Here is a 15,719-nt window from a genome sequence, read left to right on the forward strand (position 1 = left end):
GGAGCCGACGCCGCTGATGTGCGGCGGGGCTTGATGCTGAGACTGGAACTACGTGCTCAGTGCGGGTCCGGCACCGGGTTCACACCGGGCCGGGCCAGGAAGTCGAAGTCACAGCCCTGATTCGGCTGCGTGATGTGCTCGGCGTACAGGGATCCGTATCCGCGTTCGAACCGTGGCGCCGGGGCTTGCCAGGCCGCACGGCGTCGTTCGAGTTCGGCGTCGTCGACCTCCAGGCGCAGCGTGCGCGCCGGGACGTCCAGGGTGATCACATCGCCGGTCCGCACCAGCGCCAGCGGCCCGCCGGCGTGCGACTCCGGCGCGACGTGCAGGACGCAGGTCCCGTAGCTGGTGCCGCTCATCCGGGCGTCGGAGATCCGGACCAGGTCCTTCACGCCCTTCTTGAGCAGGTAGGCCGGGATCGGCAGCATCCCGTACTCCGGCATGCCGGGGCCGCCGAGCGGGCCCGCGCCGCGCAGCACCAGGACCGTGTCCTCGGTGACGCCCAGATCCGGGTCGTCGATGCGGGCCAGCAGGTCGGGGTAGGAGTCGAAGACGACCGCCGGTCCGGAGTGGGTGAGCAGGCGCGGCTCGGCGGCCAGGTGCTTGATCACCGCGCCGTCCGGGGCCAGGTTGCCGTGCAGGACCGCGACGCCGCCGTGCTCGGCCACCGGGTTGTCCGGCGTGCGGATCACCTCGGGGTCGTGGATCTGGCCATCAGCGTAGTACGCGCCGAAGGAGGTCCCGGCGACCGTCGGCCGGTCCGGGTGCAGGATCCCCGGGACCTCGGAAAGCTGGCGGAGCAAGGCTTTCAGGCCGCCTGCGTAGTAGAAGTCCTCCATCAGGAACCGCCCGACCGGCCGGACGTCGGCCAGCACCGGGACGCGCTCCCCGATCGCGTCGAAGTCGTCCAGCCGCAGTTCCACGCCGAGCCGGCCGGCCATCGCGATCAGGTGGATCAGGGCATTGGTGGAGCCGCTGAGCGTGAGCACGGTGGCCGCCGCGTCCTCGAACGCCTCGCGGGTCATGACCTGGTCCGGAGTGAGCCCTTCCAGCGCGATCGCGACCGCGCGCATGCCGGAGGCAGCAGCCATCCGGTGGTGCGCGGAGTCCACGGCCGGGATCGAGGACGCGCCGGGCAGAGACATGCCCAGGGCCTCGGCGCAGGCGGTCATGGTCGAGGCCGTGCCCATCGTCATGCAGTGCCCGGGCGAGCGGGCCAGGCCGCACTCGACCTCGGCCATCTCGCACTCCCCCACGCGCCCGGCCCGGTACTCGTCGAAGTACCCGAACAGGTCGGTGCCGCTGCCGAGCGTCTTGCCCCGGTGGTGGCCGCGAAGCATGGGCCCGGCCGGGACGAACAGCGCCGGGAGCCCTGCGCTGGCGGCGCCCATCAGCAGCGCCGGCGTGGTCTTGTCGCAGCCGCCCATCAGCACCGCGCCGTCCACCGGGTAGGAGCGCAGCAGCTCCTCGGTCTCCATCGCCAGCAGGTTGCGGTAGAGCATCGGCGTGGGCTTCTGGAACGTCTCGGACAGTGTCGACACCGGGAACTCCAGCGGGAACCCGCCGGCCTGCCACACCCCGCGCTTGACCTGCTCGGCCCGCTCGCGCAGGTGCATGTGGCAGGGGTTGATGTCCGACCAGGTGTTCAGGATCGCGATGACCGGTTTGCCGAGGTGTTCCTCCGGCAGGTAGCCGAGCTGGCGCATGCGGGAGCGGTGGCTGAAGGCACGCAGGTGACCGCCGGTCGCGCCCTCGCCGAACCAGGCCGCGCTGCGCAGCTGAACCGGGGCGCCATCAGCGTTTCCGGCTTCGTGTGTAGCTCGGTGGGTAGTCCTGTGGGCAGCTTCTTGGGTAGTCCCGTGGGCAGCTTGTCGGGTAGCTCGGTCGGGAGCGCCGGTCACAGCCATCCTCCGCTCCGCCACTGGTCGAGCACGGCGGCGATCCGGTCCCGCACCGGCTGCGGCAGCGCGCGCGAGGGCGGACGCACGTCGCGGCCGATGAAGCCGAGCTGGGCCAGCGCCTCCTTCACCACGCTGACGTTGTCCGCACTGGCATCGGCGGCCCGCAGCTCCTCGAACTCCCGGACCGTCTCCCAGAGCAGCATCGACTTGGCGAAGTCGCCGCCGCGCAACGCGTCCAGCATCGCCGCGGACAGCCGGGGCGCGACGTTGACCAGCCCGGAGGTGAAACCGGTCGCGCCGACGGCCCAGTAGCCCGGCGCGGACAGCTCGGCGAGCCCGGCGATCCAGGCGAAGGCCTCCAGACCGGCGTCGCGCGCCACCGAGGCGAAGCGCACCGGGTCCGGGACCGCGTACTTCACCCCGATCACGTTCGGGCTGTGCCGGGCCAGCGTGGCTATGTGCTCCCCGGCCACGCGCTCGTCGCGGATGTAGAGGATGACGCCGAGCCCGGGCACCGCGTCGGCGATGACGCGGTGGTACTCGATCCAGCCCTCGGCGGAGCGGTAGGGGTGCACCGGCTGGTGGATCATCAGGGCACTGGCGCCCACGTCGGCGGCGTGGCGTGCGGCGTCGACCGCGCTGGCGATGTCCAGGCCGACGCCGGCCACCACCTCGGCCCGGCCGTCGACGGCCTCGACCGTCGATTCCACCGCCCGCCGCTTCTCCGGCTCGCTGAGAGTGTAGAACTCGCCGGTGTTGCCGTTCGGCGTCACGGCCTGGACGCCGTCCTGGACCAGGCGGCGGATCAGCGCGGCGTGCCCGGGCCAGTCGACGCCGCCGTCGGGGGCGAAGGGGGTGGCCGGGATCGCCACCACCGTCGCCAGCCGGGCCCGCAGGCTGTCCAACGGGGACGGCGCAGCGTCTTCCGATGCGGTGGTCATGGATATCCGCTCCGTTTCTTCTTCGGCCGGTCGGCTCAGGTGGTTCATGCGGCGTCCTCGGCGAAGTTGCGCGCCACGAAGGAGCTGATGTGGCTGCGCATCAGGTTCCTGACCTCTTCGGCCTTCCCGCGCTCGGCCGCCGCGAGGATCGCGCGGTGCTCCGCGGCCTCCCTTTCCCACGACGGCCGCTGGGCCCACGCCGCAGCGGACACCAGGGCGGTCTGGTCGCGCAGGTCGTCCAAAGTCCGTACCAGCAACGGATTTCCGCATCCGAGGTACATCTCGCGGTGGAACACCCGGTTGGCCAGGGAACGCTCGGCGGCGTCGGCCGAGCGGTCGGCGGCCTCCAGCGCGCGCCGTGCCGCCGACCAGTCGCCGCTGGCCGCGACGGTCCGTCCGGCCGCCACCGGCTCCAGCAGAAGCCGCATGTCGTATATGCAGCGCGCGTGCGCACGGTCCATCTCCCGTACCGCGCCGCCTTTATAAGGACTCATCGTCACCAGTCCGGTCCCGGCCAGCGTCTTGAGCGCCTCGCGCACCGGGGTCTTGGAGACCCCGAGGTGGGCGGCCAGCTCGGTCTCCACCAGCGGCTGCCCGGGCTTGAGCTCGCCGGCCAGGATCGCGTGTTTGATAGCCGCCAGCACCGCCTCGGTGCGAGACGGCAGCGCGCCGGGCGGGGATCCCATGGGGGATGACAGAGCCAGATCGGGCATCGCGACTCCAGAGAGGTTCGTCAGATCTCATATATGAGATGCTGTGGGAGCCTAAGCCTGGCGGCCAGGCCCGTCAAGGCTCTGCGGAACGTCCGGACCAGGTTCGGCGAAACTTTCATATCTGGCATGCGAGCAGGCAGGGCGAACGTCCCGTTCCCGCCGCATCGCTTGGCTCCCGGGCGCGTCCGTTCCTAGCGTGAGGCGCAGGCCGCTGAACCGACTCGGCGGCACTTCGCAGTGCGCAGGAGGTCCCATGAGATCCGGCAGACGGATCGTCGCCGCGGTGCTGGCGATGCTCACATCCCTCGCGGCGGTCGTGGCCGCCGTGGACGCCGCACCCGAGGCGTCGGCGGCATCGCTGGTGCAGGTCACGAACTTCGGTGCCAACCCCACGAACCTGCAGATGTACGAGTACGTCCCGGCGAGCGTCCAGGCCCATCCCCCGATCCTGCTGGCGCTGCACTACTGCGGCGGTTCGGGCCCGGCGTTCTACTCCGGGACCGAGTTCGCCTCGCTGGCCGACCGGTACGGCTTCATCGTGATCTATCCGTCGGTGACGCGCAGCGGCGACTGCTGGGACGTGTCCTCCCCGGCCGCGTTGACGCACAACGGATCCAGCGACCCGGCCGGGCTGATCGCCATGGTCCAGTACGTCGAGCAGCACAACGCCGCGGACGCGAGCCGGGTGTACGTCACCGGCGCCTCGTCCGGCGGCATGGCGACGAACGTCATGCTCGGCGACTACCCGGACGTGTTCAAGGCCGGCGCGGCGTTCATGGGGGTGCCGTTCGGATGCTTCGCCACGACAGACGGCTCTCTGTGGAACACCGCCTGCGCGCAGGGGCAGATCACGAAGACGCCGCAGCAGTGGGGCGATCTCGTGCGCGCCGCCGACCCGGGGTACAGCGGGCCGCGTCCCCGGATGCAGCTGTGGCACGGGACCAGTGACACCACGCTGTCGTATGTGAACTTCGGCGAGGAGATCAAGCAGTGGACCAACGTGCTGGGGGTTTCGCAGACCCCGAGTACGACCGACTCGCCACAGTCCGGCTGGACGCACACCGCGTACGACGACGCCTCCGGGACGGCTCAGGTCGACGCGTACAGCATCGCCAACACCGGCCACGTGCTGCCGCTGACCGGCATGGCCGCTGATGCGATCTACTTCTTCGGGCTGGATCAGAGCACTGGTGGTGGAAGCGGTGGCGGTACCGGTGGCGGAAGCGGTGGCGGCAGTGGCGGTACCGGCGGCGGTAGCGGATGCACCGCGGCCTATGCGGTGACCAATCAGTGGGCCACCGGCTTCACCGCCTCGGTGACGGTCACGAACACCGGGACGGCGCCCACCAACGGCTGGAAGGTGAGCTGGAGTTGGGGCGGCAGCCAGCAGATCACCAATGTCTGGAACGGCGTGCCGGCCGGCAGCGGCTCGCCGGTGACCGTCACGAACGCGACCTACAACGGCTCGGTGGCGGCCGGCGGCAGCACGAGTTTCGGTTTCCAGGCCACGTATTCGGGGGCGAACACCTCCCCCACGCTGAACTGCACGACGAGCTGATCGGGTCGAAAGTTTCAGCCGCACGCCGCGCGCGACATCGCACCGGGGGCTGGTCGGTTGCCGAGGGGATGTACGTGCCCTGTAGTGGGCTGCACAAGCAGACCATGCATACGGGAGTCACTATGCGTCGAACCAGCCTTCGATGTCTGTCCGCGCGGCGAGCGGCCGGAGCCCTGCTCTCGGTTCTGATCATGATGCTCGCCGGGGCACTCGCGCAGCCGGCGACAGCCGCGAAACCGTCCTCGGCGGCCGCCAAGCCCTTCGCGGCCGCCGGCGCCGGCTACTGGCACACCAGCGGCCGCGACATCCTGGACTCGAACAACCAGCCGGTCCGCATCGCCGGCGTCAACTGGTTCGGCTTCGAGACGGCCAACTACGTCCCGCACGGCCTGTGGTCCCGGGACTACAAGTCGATGATGGACCAGATGAAATCGCTGGGCTACAACACGATCCGGCTGCCGTACAGCGACGACATCTTCAAGCCCGGCACCATGCCCAACAGCATCAACTTCTACCAGATGAACACCGACCTGCAGGGTCTGACCTCGCTGCAGGTGATGGACAAGATCGTGGACTACGCAGGCTCCATCGGCCTGAAGGTGATCCTGGACCGGCACCGGCCCGACTCCAGCGGGCAGTCAGCGCTCTGGTACACCTCCACGGTCCCGGAGTCGACCTGGATCACCGACCTGACGTCGCTGGCCACCCGCTATCAGGGCAACCCGGCGGTGGTCGGCATCGACCTGCACAACGAGCCGCACGACCCGGCATGCTGGGGCTGCGGGGACGTCTCGATCGACTGGCGGCTGGCCGCCGAGCGCGCCGGGAACGCCGTGCTGGCGGCGAACCCGCACCTGCTGATCTTCGTCGAGGGCGTGCAGACCTACAACGGCAGCTCCTACTGGTGGGGCGGCAACCTGCAAGGCGCCGGGACCTACCCGGTGCAGCTGAACGTCCCGAACCAGCTGGTGTACTCGGCGCACGACTACGCGACCAGCGTGGCCAGCCAGCCCTGGTTCACCGACCCCTCCTTCCCCTCGAACATGCCGGGGATCTGGGACAAGAACTGGGGCTACCTGTTCAACTCGAACATCGCACCGGTATGGGTCGGCGAGTTCGGTACCACCCTGGCCTCCACCACCGACCAGGTCTGGCTCAAGACGCTGGTGTCGTATCTGCGGCCGACGAGCACCTACGGCGCCGACTCCTTCCAATGGACGTTCTGGTCCTGGAACCCCGACTCCGGCGACACCGGCGGCATCCTGAAAGACGACTGGACCACCGTCGACACCGTCAAGGACGGGTATCTGGCCTCGATCAAGGCACCGGGCCTGGCCGGCGGCGGTGGTGGCGGAGGGGACACCACTCCGCCGACGGCGCCGGCCAACCTGGCGGCGACATCGACGACGTCCACCTCGGTCGCGCTGTCCTGGACCGCCTCGACGGACAACGTCGGCGTCAGCGGCTACGACGTCTACCGGGGCAGCACCCTGGCCGGAACGACCGCGGGCACGACCTTCACCGACAACGGCCTGAGCCCCTCGACCGCGTACACGTACACGGTCAAGGCGTTCGACGCCGCCGGCAACCTCTCACCGGCCTCGGCCGCGGTGACCACGACGACGCAGGGCACCGGCACCAACGCCGGCTGCACCGCCGCCTACACGGTGTCGAACCAGTGGAACAACGGCTTCACCGCCAACGTCACGGTGACCAACACCGGAACCGCCGCCACCCACAGCTGGCAGGTCACCTGGACGTGGCCGGGCGGCCAGGCCGTCAGCAACGCCTGGAACGCGACCGAGGCGCACAGCGGCCAGAGCGAGACGTTCACGGCGGTGAGCTCGGACGCGGCCGTGGCTCCGGGGGCGAACACGTCGTTCGGGTTCCAGGCGAGCTACAGCGGCAGCAATCCGGCGCCGACGCCGGTGTGTACGGCGAGCTGAATGACAGAGGCCTGACGAATACACTCCGCCGCCGCGCCCTTCCCGGCGCGGCGGCGGAGTTTCGCGTGCGAAAGCTCAGGGCTTGGCCGCTATCTGCGCGGGGACGACGTAGCCGGCGCCGTCGTAGTCGACCTCACCGAGGGACTGGAAGCCGAAGTCGGCAAAGCCCACCGCGAACGCGTAGCCGCCGATGCGCACGGACTGTGCGCGGATCGTGCCGGTGCTCAGCATGAAGTCCACATAGGCGACCCGTTCGTTGACCCGCCCGCCGACCGCCACCCAGTCGGGAAAACGGGAAGGTATGTCATCGGCCAGCGCGGTGAGCGACTGGCAATTCGTGGTGGGTATCGCGCCGGGCGCGGGACGCGGCGCGACGGTGTAGCAGATCCCGAACGGTCCGATCCTGACCTCGACAGATGCGGGCTTGCCCGACTGGGTGGTGCCGGTGATCGTCCCGGAGGCCTCCGCCTGGGTCGGCACCTGGCCCGGCTGGTACCACATGGCGAAGTGGGCCATGCCGTCTGCCTGGAACGGTATCGAGTACGCGATCGGGCTCCCGTCCGCTGCGTAGGCGTCGACGCGCGTTATCCCGAGCTTCGGCGGCACCACCAGCAATGCCACCAGGTTCCCCTGCACAACACCCGGCAGCAGCGACACCTGTTCGCCGTCGCTCAGAGCCACGTCGATCCGAGTGGTCTTGGAGCCGAAGAACACCTCATACGTCGTCGTCGATCCGGCCGAGCCCGCGGAGGCGAAGTCAGCCGGATCGTCCCCAGGACGCCCGCTGCACACCACGGTGTAACGGCCCTCGGAAGGGCAGCCACCGGGAGCGGCCTTGATGGTCCAACGCTTGCCCTCCGCGCTACCGGAGAACACATATCCGCCCTTCTTGTCGGCATGCGGCGCGTTCACTGTGACCGTGGTCCCGCCGGCGGGAGCGATGTGCCGAGGCCCTATCAGGCCCAGACCCGGAAGTGCCGTCCCCAACACCGCCGCAGCCGCCACCGTCCCGGCCGCCCACACCCGCCGCGTGTGACGGATCGCCCTCGCGCGGCCGTAGACCGCTTCGCTGGGGACCGGACGCGGCTGGAGCCGGTTCAGTTCCTCGTCGAGATAGCGCTGCAGGGCCAGTTCATCGTCTGTCATGAGGCGCTCCAATCGTGCAGCCGCGGGTCGGTACGCAGGCGGGCCAGCGCGCGGGAGGCCTGGCTGCGCACGTTGCCGACCGAGCAGCCCAGGATCGCGGCCGCCTGCGTCTCGGTCAGGCCGTCCCAGTACCGCAGGATGACCACCGCGCGCTGGCCAGGCGGCAGGTCCATCAGGGCCGGGATCAGGGTCATCCGCTCTTCGAGCCGGTCGGTGTCCGGGCTGTCGCCGGCGGGCGTCTCCGGCGCCTCGCCGCCGAGATGTTCCTCCACCCGGCGTCTGCGGAACCGTCGGCGGTTGAGGTTGATCAGGATCCGGCGGACGTAGGCGTCGGGATCATCGGCGCGGCGGACGCGCGGCCACGCCACGAGCGCTTTGGCCAGCGCGGCCTGTGCCAGATCCTCGGCGTGGCCGTGATCGCCGGTCAGGCCGTAGGCGAACCGGACCAGCGACGGCCAGCGGCCGACCATGAACCCGTGGAACTCGGCGTCGTGGCCGTCTTTGTCCGCGCGCATCGATCCCCCCTCGGCGGTGTGCCTCCGTCCCCTAAGAGCACCGGCGCGCGCCGAATCAATGCATGGTCCGAGAAGGGAATCGCCCGCGTCAGCCGCCCACGTCAGTCGCCCGCGTCAGCTCCGGCGTGCCGGCCACTCGGCCTGGCGGCGCCCGGGATCGGCGACGGCGGCCAGCGAGCTGATCGAGCGGGCCATGAGCGGCATCGTGCGCCACTGGGCGTCGAAGGTTCCGGTGCGCAGGTCGCAGGTGATGAGGAGCTTGTGCGGGGTCTGGGTGAACTGCAGGTGCACGGTGACCGTGTCCTCGGCGGTCCGGGTGGCGCGGGCCGTCAGGTGGCCGGTCGGGGGCGGCCAGGCGCCTGCGAGGAGCGGCAGTGTCGTGGTGGTGCCGTCCTGTTCGTGCAGGGTCAGGGTGTGTGGCGTGAGGCTGATTCGCTCGAGTTTGCGAAGCACTGAGGTGGCGGCGGTGAACTCTGATTCGGAGACCTCGTCGCCGTCGGGGAACGGCAGCTGCAATGCGGTCAGGCGGTGCGCGAGCGCTGCGTCGGCCGCCTCCGAGCCCTCGCGGTCGAAGGCGGGCAACAGGTGCGTCCACGCCGCGTCGAGCACGGCTTGCATGTCCTCGGCCTCGCCGGTCATGGCCAGGACGGCGTCCTGTTCGGGCAGGACGACGCAGAGCTGTCCGTAGGCGCCGTCGCCGCGGTAGCCGTGGCGGGACATCCAGAACTGGAAGCCGTAGCCCTGGGCCCAATCCGATTCCGGGCCGCCCCAGTTGCTGCTGTCGACCTGGGTCCGGGTGGCTTCGGCGACCCATTCCGGCGCCAGTAGTTGCCGCCCTTCCCACGCGCCGCCTTGGAGGTACAGCTGGCCGAGGCGTGCGACGGTTTCGGTGGTGGCGTGCAGTCCGGCGAAGCCGATGTCGCGGCCGGGCGGGTGCTGGAGCCAGAACATCTCATCGATCCCGTCGATGCCCAGCGGTTCGAGGAGGCGGGGACGCAGGTAGTCCAGCAGGGTGGATCCGGTGACGCGTTGGACGATCGCACCGAGCACGTGGGTGGTGGTTTGGCTGTAGGCGAAGGTGACGCCGGGGGTGCCGTCCGGCGGGTCGAGCAGGAAGCCGCGGACGGGCTCGTCGTGGTCGATGTCCAGGGCCCGGTTCCACTGCTCGGTGGTGTGCCCGGCGGACATGGAGGCGATGTGCCGGACCAGGATCGACCGGCTGCGCGGATCGGTGACCTCGGCGTCGAGTTCCGGGAAGTAGGACAGGACCGGGGCGTCGAGGTCCAGGAGCTTGTCCGCCCAGGCCAGTCCGGCGGCGGTGGAGGTGAAGCTCTTGCTCAGCGAGTAGAGCTGGTGCAGCCCTCGCGCGCTGTACGGCGACCACCAGGCCTCTGCGATGACGTGGCCGTGGCGCAGCAGCATGACGCTGTGCGGCTCGATGCCGGCCACGCCATCGACGGCTTCGAGGGCGTCGAGGGCGTCGAGGAAGGCGACGATGCCGTGGGCGTCAGTGGCCTGCGATGACGGGGCGGAGCGGGGCAGGGCGGTCATCGGGACTCCGGTCTACCGTTCTACGGTCTCTGGGAATGCGTGCGGCCGGACTGTGCGCGTCCAGTCCTGGACCTTCCCTACCGGAATCCGGAAAATGTGCGCAAGCGGCTCAGCCGTGGCGGTCGTGCTCGCGGTCGCGGTCGTGGTCGTGGTCGTGGTCGTGGTCGTGGTCGTCGAGGATGTCGGTGATGACCCGTTCGAACTCCGGGGCCAGCGCGGGGTCGGTGTGCGACCGGCCGCTGAGCTGGAGCATCGCCTTCCACAGTGCCCAGCCGCGGCCTCGGGCCCAGGTGGCCGCGTCCTGCGCGACGGCGGAGCGGAAGGTCTCGCGGACCGGGCCGGTGAACGTCACCCAGGTGATGGCCAGGTCGCACGCCGGGTCGCCGACACCGCTGGTGCCGAAGTCGATGACGGCGGCCAGCCGTCCGCCGTCGACGAGCAGGTTGCCGGTGGCGATGTCGCCGTGGAACCAGACCGGCGCGCCGCCCCACTCGGCTTTCAGCGCGGCGTCCCAGACCTCGGTGGCGCGGCGGGTGTCGATGCGGCCTTCGAGATCGGCCAGGCAGGCGCGGGTCTCGGCGTCGTAGTGGGCCGGGGACGTGCCCCGGTAGAAGCTGTGTTCCCCGGCGAGCGGGGCGCCGGCGGTGTCAGCGGCCTGAAGCGCGTGCAGGAAGGCGGCCAGATCGGTGGCGAAGCGCTCCGGATCGGCCAGCTCCCGCATGGCGAGCGTGGCACCGGGCAGCCAGCCCCGGACGGACCACGGATGCGGGTAGCCCTCCCCCGGCTCCCCGACCCCCAGCACCTCCGGGATCGGCAGCGGCAGCTGCGGGGCGAGCCGCGGCAGCCACTCGTTCTCCTTGGCGACGCCGGCGACGTACCCCGCGGCGGTCGGCAGGCGCACGGTCATGGCGGCGCCGAGCCGGTAGGTACGGTTGTCCCAGCCGTCGACCTCCACCGGGATGACCGGCAGGTGCGCCCACTGCGGGAACTGCGCCGCGATCAGCCGCTTGACCAGGGCGGCGTCGATGCCGGCGCGTCCGTCGGGTGCGGGGGTTGTCATGGCGCGATCCTGACGGGCGAAATGGTCCGCCGCAACAAGATTTCGGCTTGGGTCTAGCTCGGCTCTGTGTCGCCCTCCGAAACCAGGGCACCGACGGCGCGTTCCCCAACCCGATGGGTGTGATCCTAGCGACGCCGCGTAGCTAGCGGTGGCCGGGCGGGTGCAGAACGCTCATCCAGATGTGCGTGAGGACGTCTACCAGGGCATCCTCGTCGTCGAACGGCTCGACCCCGATCGCCGCGAGATAGTACAGGCGCTCGCCGAGCCACGTCAGGGCGGCGGCCAGGTGCTCGGTGTTGGCGCCGGTGTTGGTATTGGCGCCGGCATCGGTGCTTGCACTGGCATCGGCGCCAGCGTCAGCGCCCTGATCCACCGCGATCCGTTCGGCGGTCGCGCCGGTGAAGGCGCCCATGAGGCTCAGCCACAGCTCGCCGAGCTCCTCATCGCTCCGCCAGTTCTCGACCACCGCCCGCAGCACCGGTGCCTCGGCGCGCCACAGCTTCGCGCCTTCGCTGATGCCGTGGCGGATGGTCTCGCGGGGGTCGTCGGTGACGGCCAGCCAGGGTTCGGCGGCGGTCTGGCCGCGGGAGACGGCGCGCCGGGTCAGTTCGGCGAGGACCTGGTGCTTGCCGGCGAAGTAGAAGTAGAAGCTGCCCCGCGCCACGCCCGCGGCGGTGAGGATGTCGGCCACGCTGAGCTCGTCGAAGCGGCGTTCGTCCAGCAGGCGGCGGGTCGCGGCGAGGATGGCCTCGCGAACCTCCCGGTCGTCGTGTCCTGTTCGGGCCGCTGCCGTCCGACGTGCCGGATTCGCCTCCTGTGCCATGGCCGTCATGGTAGCGAGCGCCGTGGACATGGCGTCTAGACATAACGTCTAGACAGACTGTCTAGACGCTGGGTATCTTCGCCCCATGCGATACACGACCTTCGGGAACACCGGCCTGCGCGTATCAGAGGCCTTCCTCGGCACGATGGGCTTCGGCGAGGACTGGGGCTGGGGCGTCTCCGTCGAGGACTGCCGGAAGATCTTCACCGCCTACGCCGAGGCCGGCGGCAACGTCATAGACACCGCGAACCGCTACACCGACGGCTCCAGCGAACGCATCGTCGGCGAACTGCTCGGCCAGGAGCGCGACCGCTTCGTCCTGGCCACGAAGTACACCCTGACCATGGACGGCACCGACCCCAACGCCTCGGGCAACCACCGCAAGAACCTGCGGCGCTCGGTCGAGGACAGCCTGCGCCGCCTGGACACCGACTACCTCGACGTGCTCTGGGTCCACATCTGGGATCCGCACACGCCGCTGGAGGAGACCATGCGCGCCCTGGACGACCTCGTGCGCGCCGGAAAGGTCCTCTACATCGGCCTGTCCGACGCCCCGGCCTGGGTCACCGCCCGCGCCCAGACCATCGCCGAACTACGCGGCTGGACCCCCTTCGCAGGCCTGCAACTCAACTACAGCCTGCTGGAACGCGGCATCGAGCGCGAACTCCTGCCGATGGCCGAGGCCCTGCACCTGTCGGTCGCGGCGTGGGCACCCCTGGCCCGCGGCGTACTCACCGGCAAGTTCACCCGCGAGGGCGCCACCACCGGCTCGCGCACCAGCAAAGAGAACCTCTCCGAGCACGACCTGCACGTCGCCGCCGTGCTCGACACCGTCGCCGACGACCTCGGTGTCTCCTCCTCCCAGGCCGCCGTGGCCTGGACCCGCGCCCGCCACCGCTGGATCCACCCAATCATCGGCGCCCGCACCGTCGAGCAGCTCACCGACAGCGTGGCCGCACTGGACGTGGAACTGCCGGCCGAAGCACTGCAACGCCTGGACGAGGCCTGCTCCTTCGAGCTCGGATTCCCTCAGGACTTCATCGCGACGGCCCGGGAGTTCGTCTACGGCCTGAGCGTGGAGCGGTTCGAACCGCGGCGGTGAGGGCTGTGGAGCCGGTCATGTCGAGATACTCGATCAAGGACCTCGATACACATACCTGCGGATCACCGACCCGCAGGCCACGCATGAGCGCCGGCCACCGTCCTGGCGGGTCGGGATAGACCCGGCCTTCGCCCAGCCACGGCGACCCGCATACGCTCATCAAGTCAGGTCCTTGACGAGCACTTCGAATTCGAGATCGTCGCGACGAGGCTCGCCGAAGCGGATGTCGCCGTAGGGGAACGGCTGCATCCGGCCGGTCTGGGTGTAGCCGCGCCGGACGTACCAGGCGATCAGGTCGGTGCGCTGGCGGATGACGGTCATCTCCATGGTGGTCAGGCCGAGTTCGTCGTGCGCCAGGCGTTCGGCGGTGGCCAGGAGGTGCTTGCCCAGGCCGCCGCCCTGGGCGGCGGGGCTGACGGCGAACATGCCGAAGTAGGCGTGGGTGCCGCGGTGGCGGACCAGGCAGCAGGCGATCAGGGCGTCGCCGTCCTCGGCGAGGATCATCCGGCTGTCCTGGTCGGCCACCGCGGCTGTGACGTCGCCCTCGTCGGTGCGCCGGCCGTCGAGCAGGTCGGCCTCGGTGGTCCAGCCGGTGCGGCTGGAGTCGCCGCGGTAGGCGGATTCGATCAGGTGGACGATCCGGGGGACGTCGGCGATCGTCGCTTCGCGGATCTTCGGTTCGTTCACCCGCACCATCCTGCCCTAGCCGTCTGCGATCTGTTCCATAAGCGCCGCAGCGAGAACCAGCACCTGACGCTCGGTCTCGCTGAGCCCGGCGAGCGCCGCGGCGAGCCAGGCGTCGCGTTCGGCGACGTCTCGCTGGAGCTCCTCCACGCCGGCGTCGGTGATCGTGATGATCGACTGCCGGCGGTCCCCGGCGTCGGCGGAGCGGACCACCAGGCCGTCCCGCTCCAGTTCGGCGAACACGCGCGTCAGCGACTGCGGCTGCTGCCGGTCCAGGGCCGCCACCTCGCCCGGTGTGGAGGGTCCGAGGCGCTTCAGGTGACTGAGAACACTGATTTTGTTGGTACTCAGCGCCCCGGCCGAGCGGACGGCGCGGACGCGGCGGGCCAGGCGCACCGTACCCTGACGGATCGCGGTCGCGGCGTCCAGCAAGTCCGGTTGGTCCGGCCGGTCCCGGGCGGTTGTCATACAACTACGCTATCACTTACTATCTCGATGACGCCAAGCTCGCATCAAGCTTGCCTGCACGACACCCTCACCTTCGAGGTAGTACATATTGAGTACTAAATTGAGCGCCGCGGCCGTCTCCATGGCGGCGGTCCTGTCGGCGTACGGCTCGGCGATCTGGATCGAGCACCGGGCGCACCAGCACCTGGACATCGTCATCACCGCGGTGGCGATGACGATCACGCTGGCCCGCGTCCAGCGCGGTACCGACACCCGGAACCGCCTGATCGGCACAGCGGTTCTGACCGTGTCGGCGGCCGGCGCCTCCGAAATCAGCTCTCTGCTTCAGCTGCACCCCGTCATCGGGGGCGCCGCCTTCACCGCCGCGATGGCCGGCGCGATCTGGATCCGGCGCTTCGGAGCGCGCGCCGCCACCGCCGGGGCGGTCATGGTCGTCCCGTTCATCACGCTGCTGCTCACGCAAGGCCAGGGCACTCCCCCAAGCAACCTCGACCACGACCTGTGGTCCGCGCTGATCGCGCTGGTCTCGGCGCTCTGGGTGGCGCTGTACCAGCTGAGCGCCGCCGCGTTGGGTCTGCCCGGACAAGGCCCGCGCCCGCCGACGCCGCAACAACGACCACGGCCCCGCACCGCATCGTCCAGTGCCAGGCGGATACCGCCCAGCACTCGCATGGCCTGCCAGATGGCCGTGGCCCTGGGCACCGCCTGCGCCGTCGGCCACGCCGCCTTCCACAACCACTGGCCGTGGGCCGTGCTCACCGCCTTCATCGTCGGCAGCGGCGCACGCAGCCGGGGCGACGTCCTGCACAAGGGCGTCCTGCGCGCCGTGGGCGCGGCCGCCGGGACCGTCCTGGCGACGGCGATCGCCGGTACCTTCCCGCCGGCGGACCGCTGGTCGGTCGTCATCATCTTCGTGGTGCTGGGCATGGCGAGCTGGCTGCGGGAGATCAGCTACGCGTTCTGGGCCGGGAGCGTCACCGCCGTCCTGTCTTTGCTGTACGGCTACTTCGGGCAGAGCGCGACGGGGCTTTTGACCACCCGGCTGGAGGCGATCCTGGTCGGCGCGGCGCTCGGCATCGCAGCCTCCTGGTTCGTCCTGCCGATCCGTACCGGGGACGTCCTGAAGCGGCGCATGGGCGAGGCACACGCCGCCCTCAGCGCCTTCCTCAGCGCCCCGACCGGCGACCAGGCCGAGATCCGCCGCCGCCAGGCCCGCTTCCAGCAAGCCGCCACGCTGCTGGAGCAGATCGCCAAACCGCTGCGCGCGCAACGGAGGCTGACCGGCCGCGCAGTCGGGGCCGACGCCATCGA

General features: G+C 70.2%; 13 protein-coding genes and 1 pseudogene. 4 read left to right on the forward strand and 10 right to left on the reverse strand.

Annotated elements, in window-relative coordinates:
- Window positions 1-56: 56 nt before the first annotated feature.
- The 3 genes from araD to ABIA35_RS23395 are packed head-to-tail and all read right to left on the reverse strand — an operon-like array spanning window position 57 to window position 3,528.
- A complete protein-coding gene (araD, locus tag ABIA35_RS23385; RefSeq protein ID WP_370359314.1) occupies window positions 57-1,907 on the reverse strand; it encodes an L-arabinonate dehydratase in 1,851 nt (616 codons plus the stop codon).
- Window positions 1,898-2,842, reverse strand: coding sequence for a dihydrodipicolinate synthase family protein (locus ABIA35_RS23390; RefSeq protein WP_370345962.1), 945 nt, complete (start codon window positions 2,840-2,842; stop codon window positions 1,898-1,900). Before ABIA35_RS23390 ends, araD begins: the two co-directional genes overlap by 10 nt.
- A 44-nt stretch (window positions 2,843-2,886) precedes the next feature.
- Complete coding sequence (locus ABIA35_RS23395) at window positions 2,887-3,528, reverse strand: GntR family transcriptional regulator (protein ID WP_370359416.1); 642 nt, start codon at window positions 3,526-3,528, stop codon at window positions 2,887-2,889.
- Between the two features lie 280 nt (window positions 3,529-3,808).
- On the opposite strand from ABIA35_RS23395, the gene ABIA35_RS23400 reads away from it, so the two are divergent.
- Entirely contained in the window at window positions 3,809-5,113 is a 1,305-nt protein-coding gene (locus ABIA35_RS23400; protein ID WP_370359315.1) for a PHB depolymerase family esterase, read from the forward strand.
- 122 nt (window positions 5,114-5,235) lie between these two features.
- On the forward strand, window positions 5,236-7,059 hold the full coding sequence (locus tag ABIA35_RS23405; RefSeq protein ID WP_370359316.1) for a cellulase family glycosylhydrolase: 1,824 nt from the start codon (window positions 5,236-5,238) through the stop codon (window positions 7,057-7,059).
- A gap of 75 nt (window positions 7,060-7,134) precedes the next feature.
- Here ABIA35_RS23405 and ABIA35_RS23410 read toward each other — a convergent pair whose 3' ends face one another.
- The 5 genes from ABIA35_RS23410 to ABIA35_RS23430 all read right to left on the reverse strand — a co-directional run bounded on the left by ABIA35_RS23410 (window position 7,135) and on the right by ABIA35_RS23430 (window position 12,154).
- Window positions 7,135-8,205 carry a hypothetical protein gene (locus ABIA35_RS23410; RefSeq protein ID WP_370359317.1) on the reverse strand — a complete coding sequence of 357 codons (1,071 nt, stop codon included), beginning with the start codon at window positions 8,203-8,205 and terminating at the stop codon, window positions 7,135-7,137.
- Window positions 8,202-8,720: a SigE family RNA polymerase sigma factor gene (locus tag ABIA35_RS23415; protein WP_370359318.1), complete on the reverse strand. Its 519-nt coding sequence runs from the start codon at window positions 8,718-8,720 to the stop codon at window positions 8,202-8,204. The genes ABIA35_RS23410 and ABIA35_RS23415 overlap by 4 nt, the downstream gene beginning before the upstream one ends.
- 114 nt (window positions 8,721-8,834) lie before the next feature.
- On the reverse strand, window positions 8,835-10,271 hold the full coding sequence (locus ABIA35_RS23420; protein WP_370359319.1) for a serine hydrolase domain-containing protein: 1,437 nt from the start codon (window positions 10,269-10,271) through the stop codon (window positions 8,835-8,837).
- 109 nt (window positions 10,272-10,380) lie between these two features.
- A complete protein-coding gene (locus ABIA35_RS23425; RefSeq protein ID WP_370359320.1) occupies window positions 10,381-11,331 on the reverse strand; it encodes an aminoglycoside phosphotransferase family protein in 951 nt (316 codons plus the stop codon).
- A gap of 142 nt (window positions 11,332-11,473) precedes the next feature.
- Entirely contained in the window at window positions 11,474-12,154 is a 681-nt protein-coding gene (locus tag ABIA35_RS23430; protein WP_370359321.1) for a TetR/AcrR family transcriptional regulator, read from the reverse strand.
- Window positions 12,155-12,239: 85 nt separating this feature from the next.
- On the opposite strand from ABIA35_RS23430, the gene ABIA35_RS23435 reads away from it, so the two are divergent.
- On the forward strand, window positions 12,240-13,256 hold the full coding sequence (locus ABIA35_RS23435; protein WP_370359322.1) for an aldo/keto reductase: 1,017 nt from the start codon (window positions 12,240-12,242) through the stop codon (window positions 13,254-13,256).
- A 159-nt stretch (window positions 13,257-13,415) separates the two neighbouring features.
- On the opposite strand, the gene ABIA35_RS23440 is transcribed toward ABIA35_RS23435, so the two are convergent.
- Complete coding sequence (locus ABIA35_RS23440; RefSeq protein WP_370359323.1) at window positions 13,416-13,943, reverse strand: GNAT family N-acetyltransferase; 528 nt, start codon at window positions 13,941-13,943, stop codon at window positions 13,416-13,418.
- Window positions 13,944-13,958: 15 nt separating this feature from the next.
- Window positions 13,959-14,408, reverse strand: a complete 450-nt coding sequence (locus ABIA35_RS23445; protein WP_370345978.1) for a MarR family winged helix-turn-helix transcriptional regulator — start codon at window positions 14,406-14,408, stop codon at window positions 13,959-13,961.
- A gap of 682 nt (window positions 14,409-15,090) precedes the next feature.
- Between ABIA35_RS23445 and ABIA35_RS23450 the strand changes: the two are divergent.
- Window positions 15,091-15,645: pseudogene (locus ABIA35_RS23450) on the forward strand (FUSC family protein); the annotation flags it as partial.
- Window positions 15,646-15,719: the final 74 nt, after the last annotated feature.

This window comes from Catenulispora sp. MAP12-49, assembly GCF_041262705.1.
In the GTDB taxonomy this organism is placed as follows: domain Bacteria; phylum Actinomycetota; class Actinomycetes; order Streptomycetales; family Catenulisporaceae; genus Catenulispora.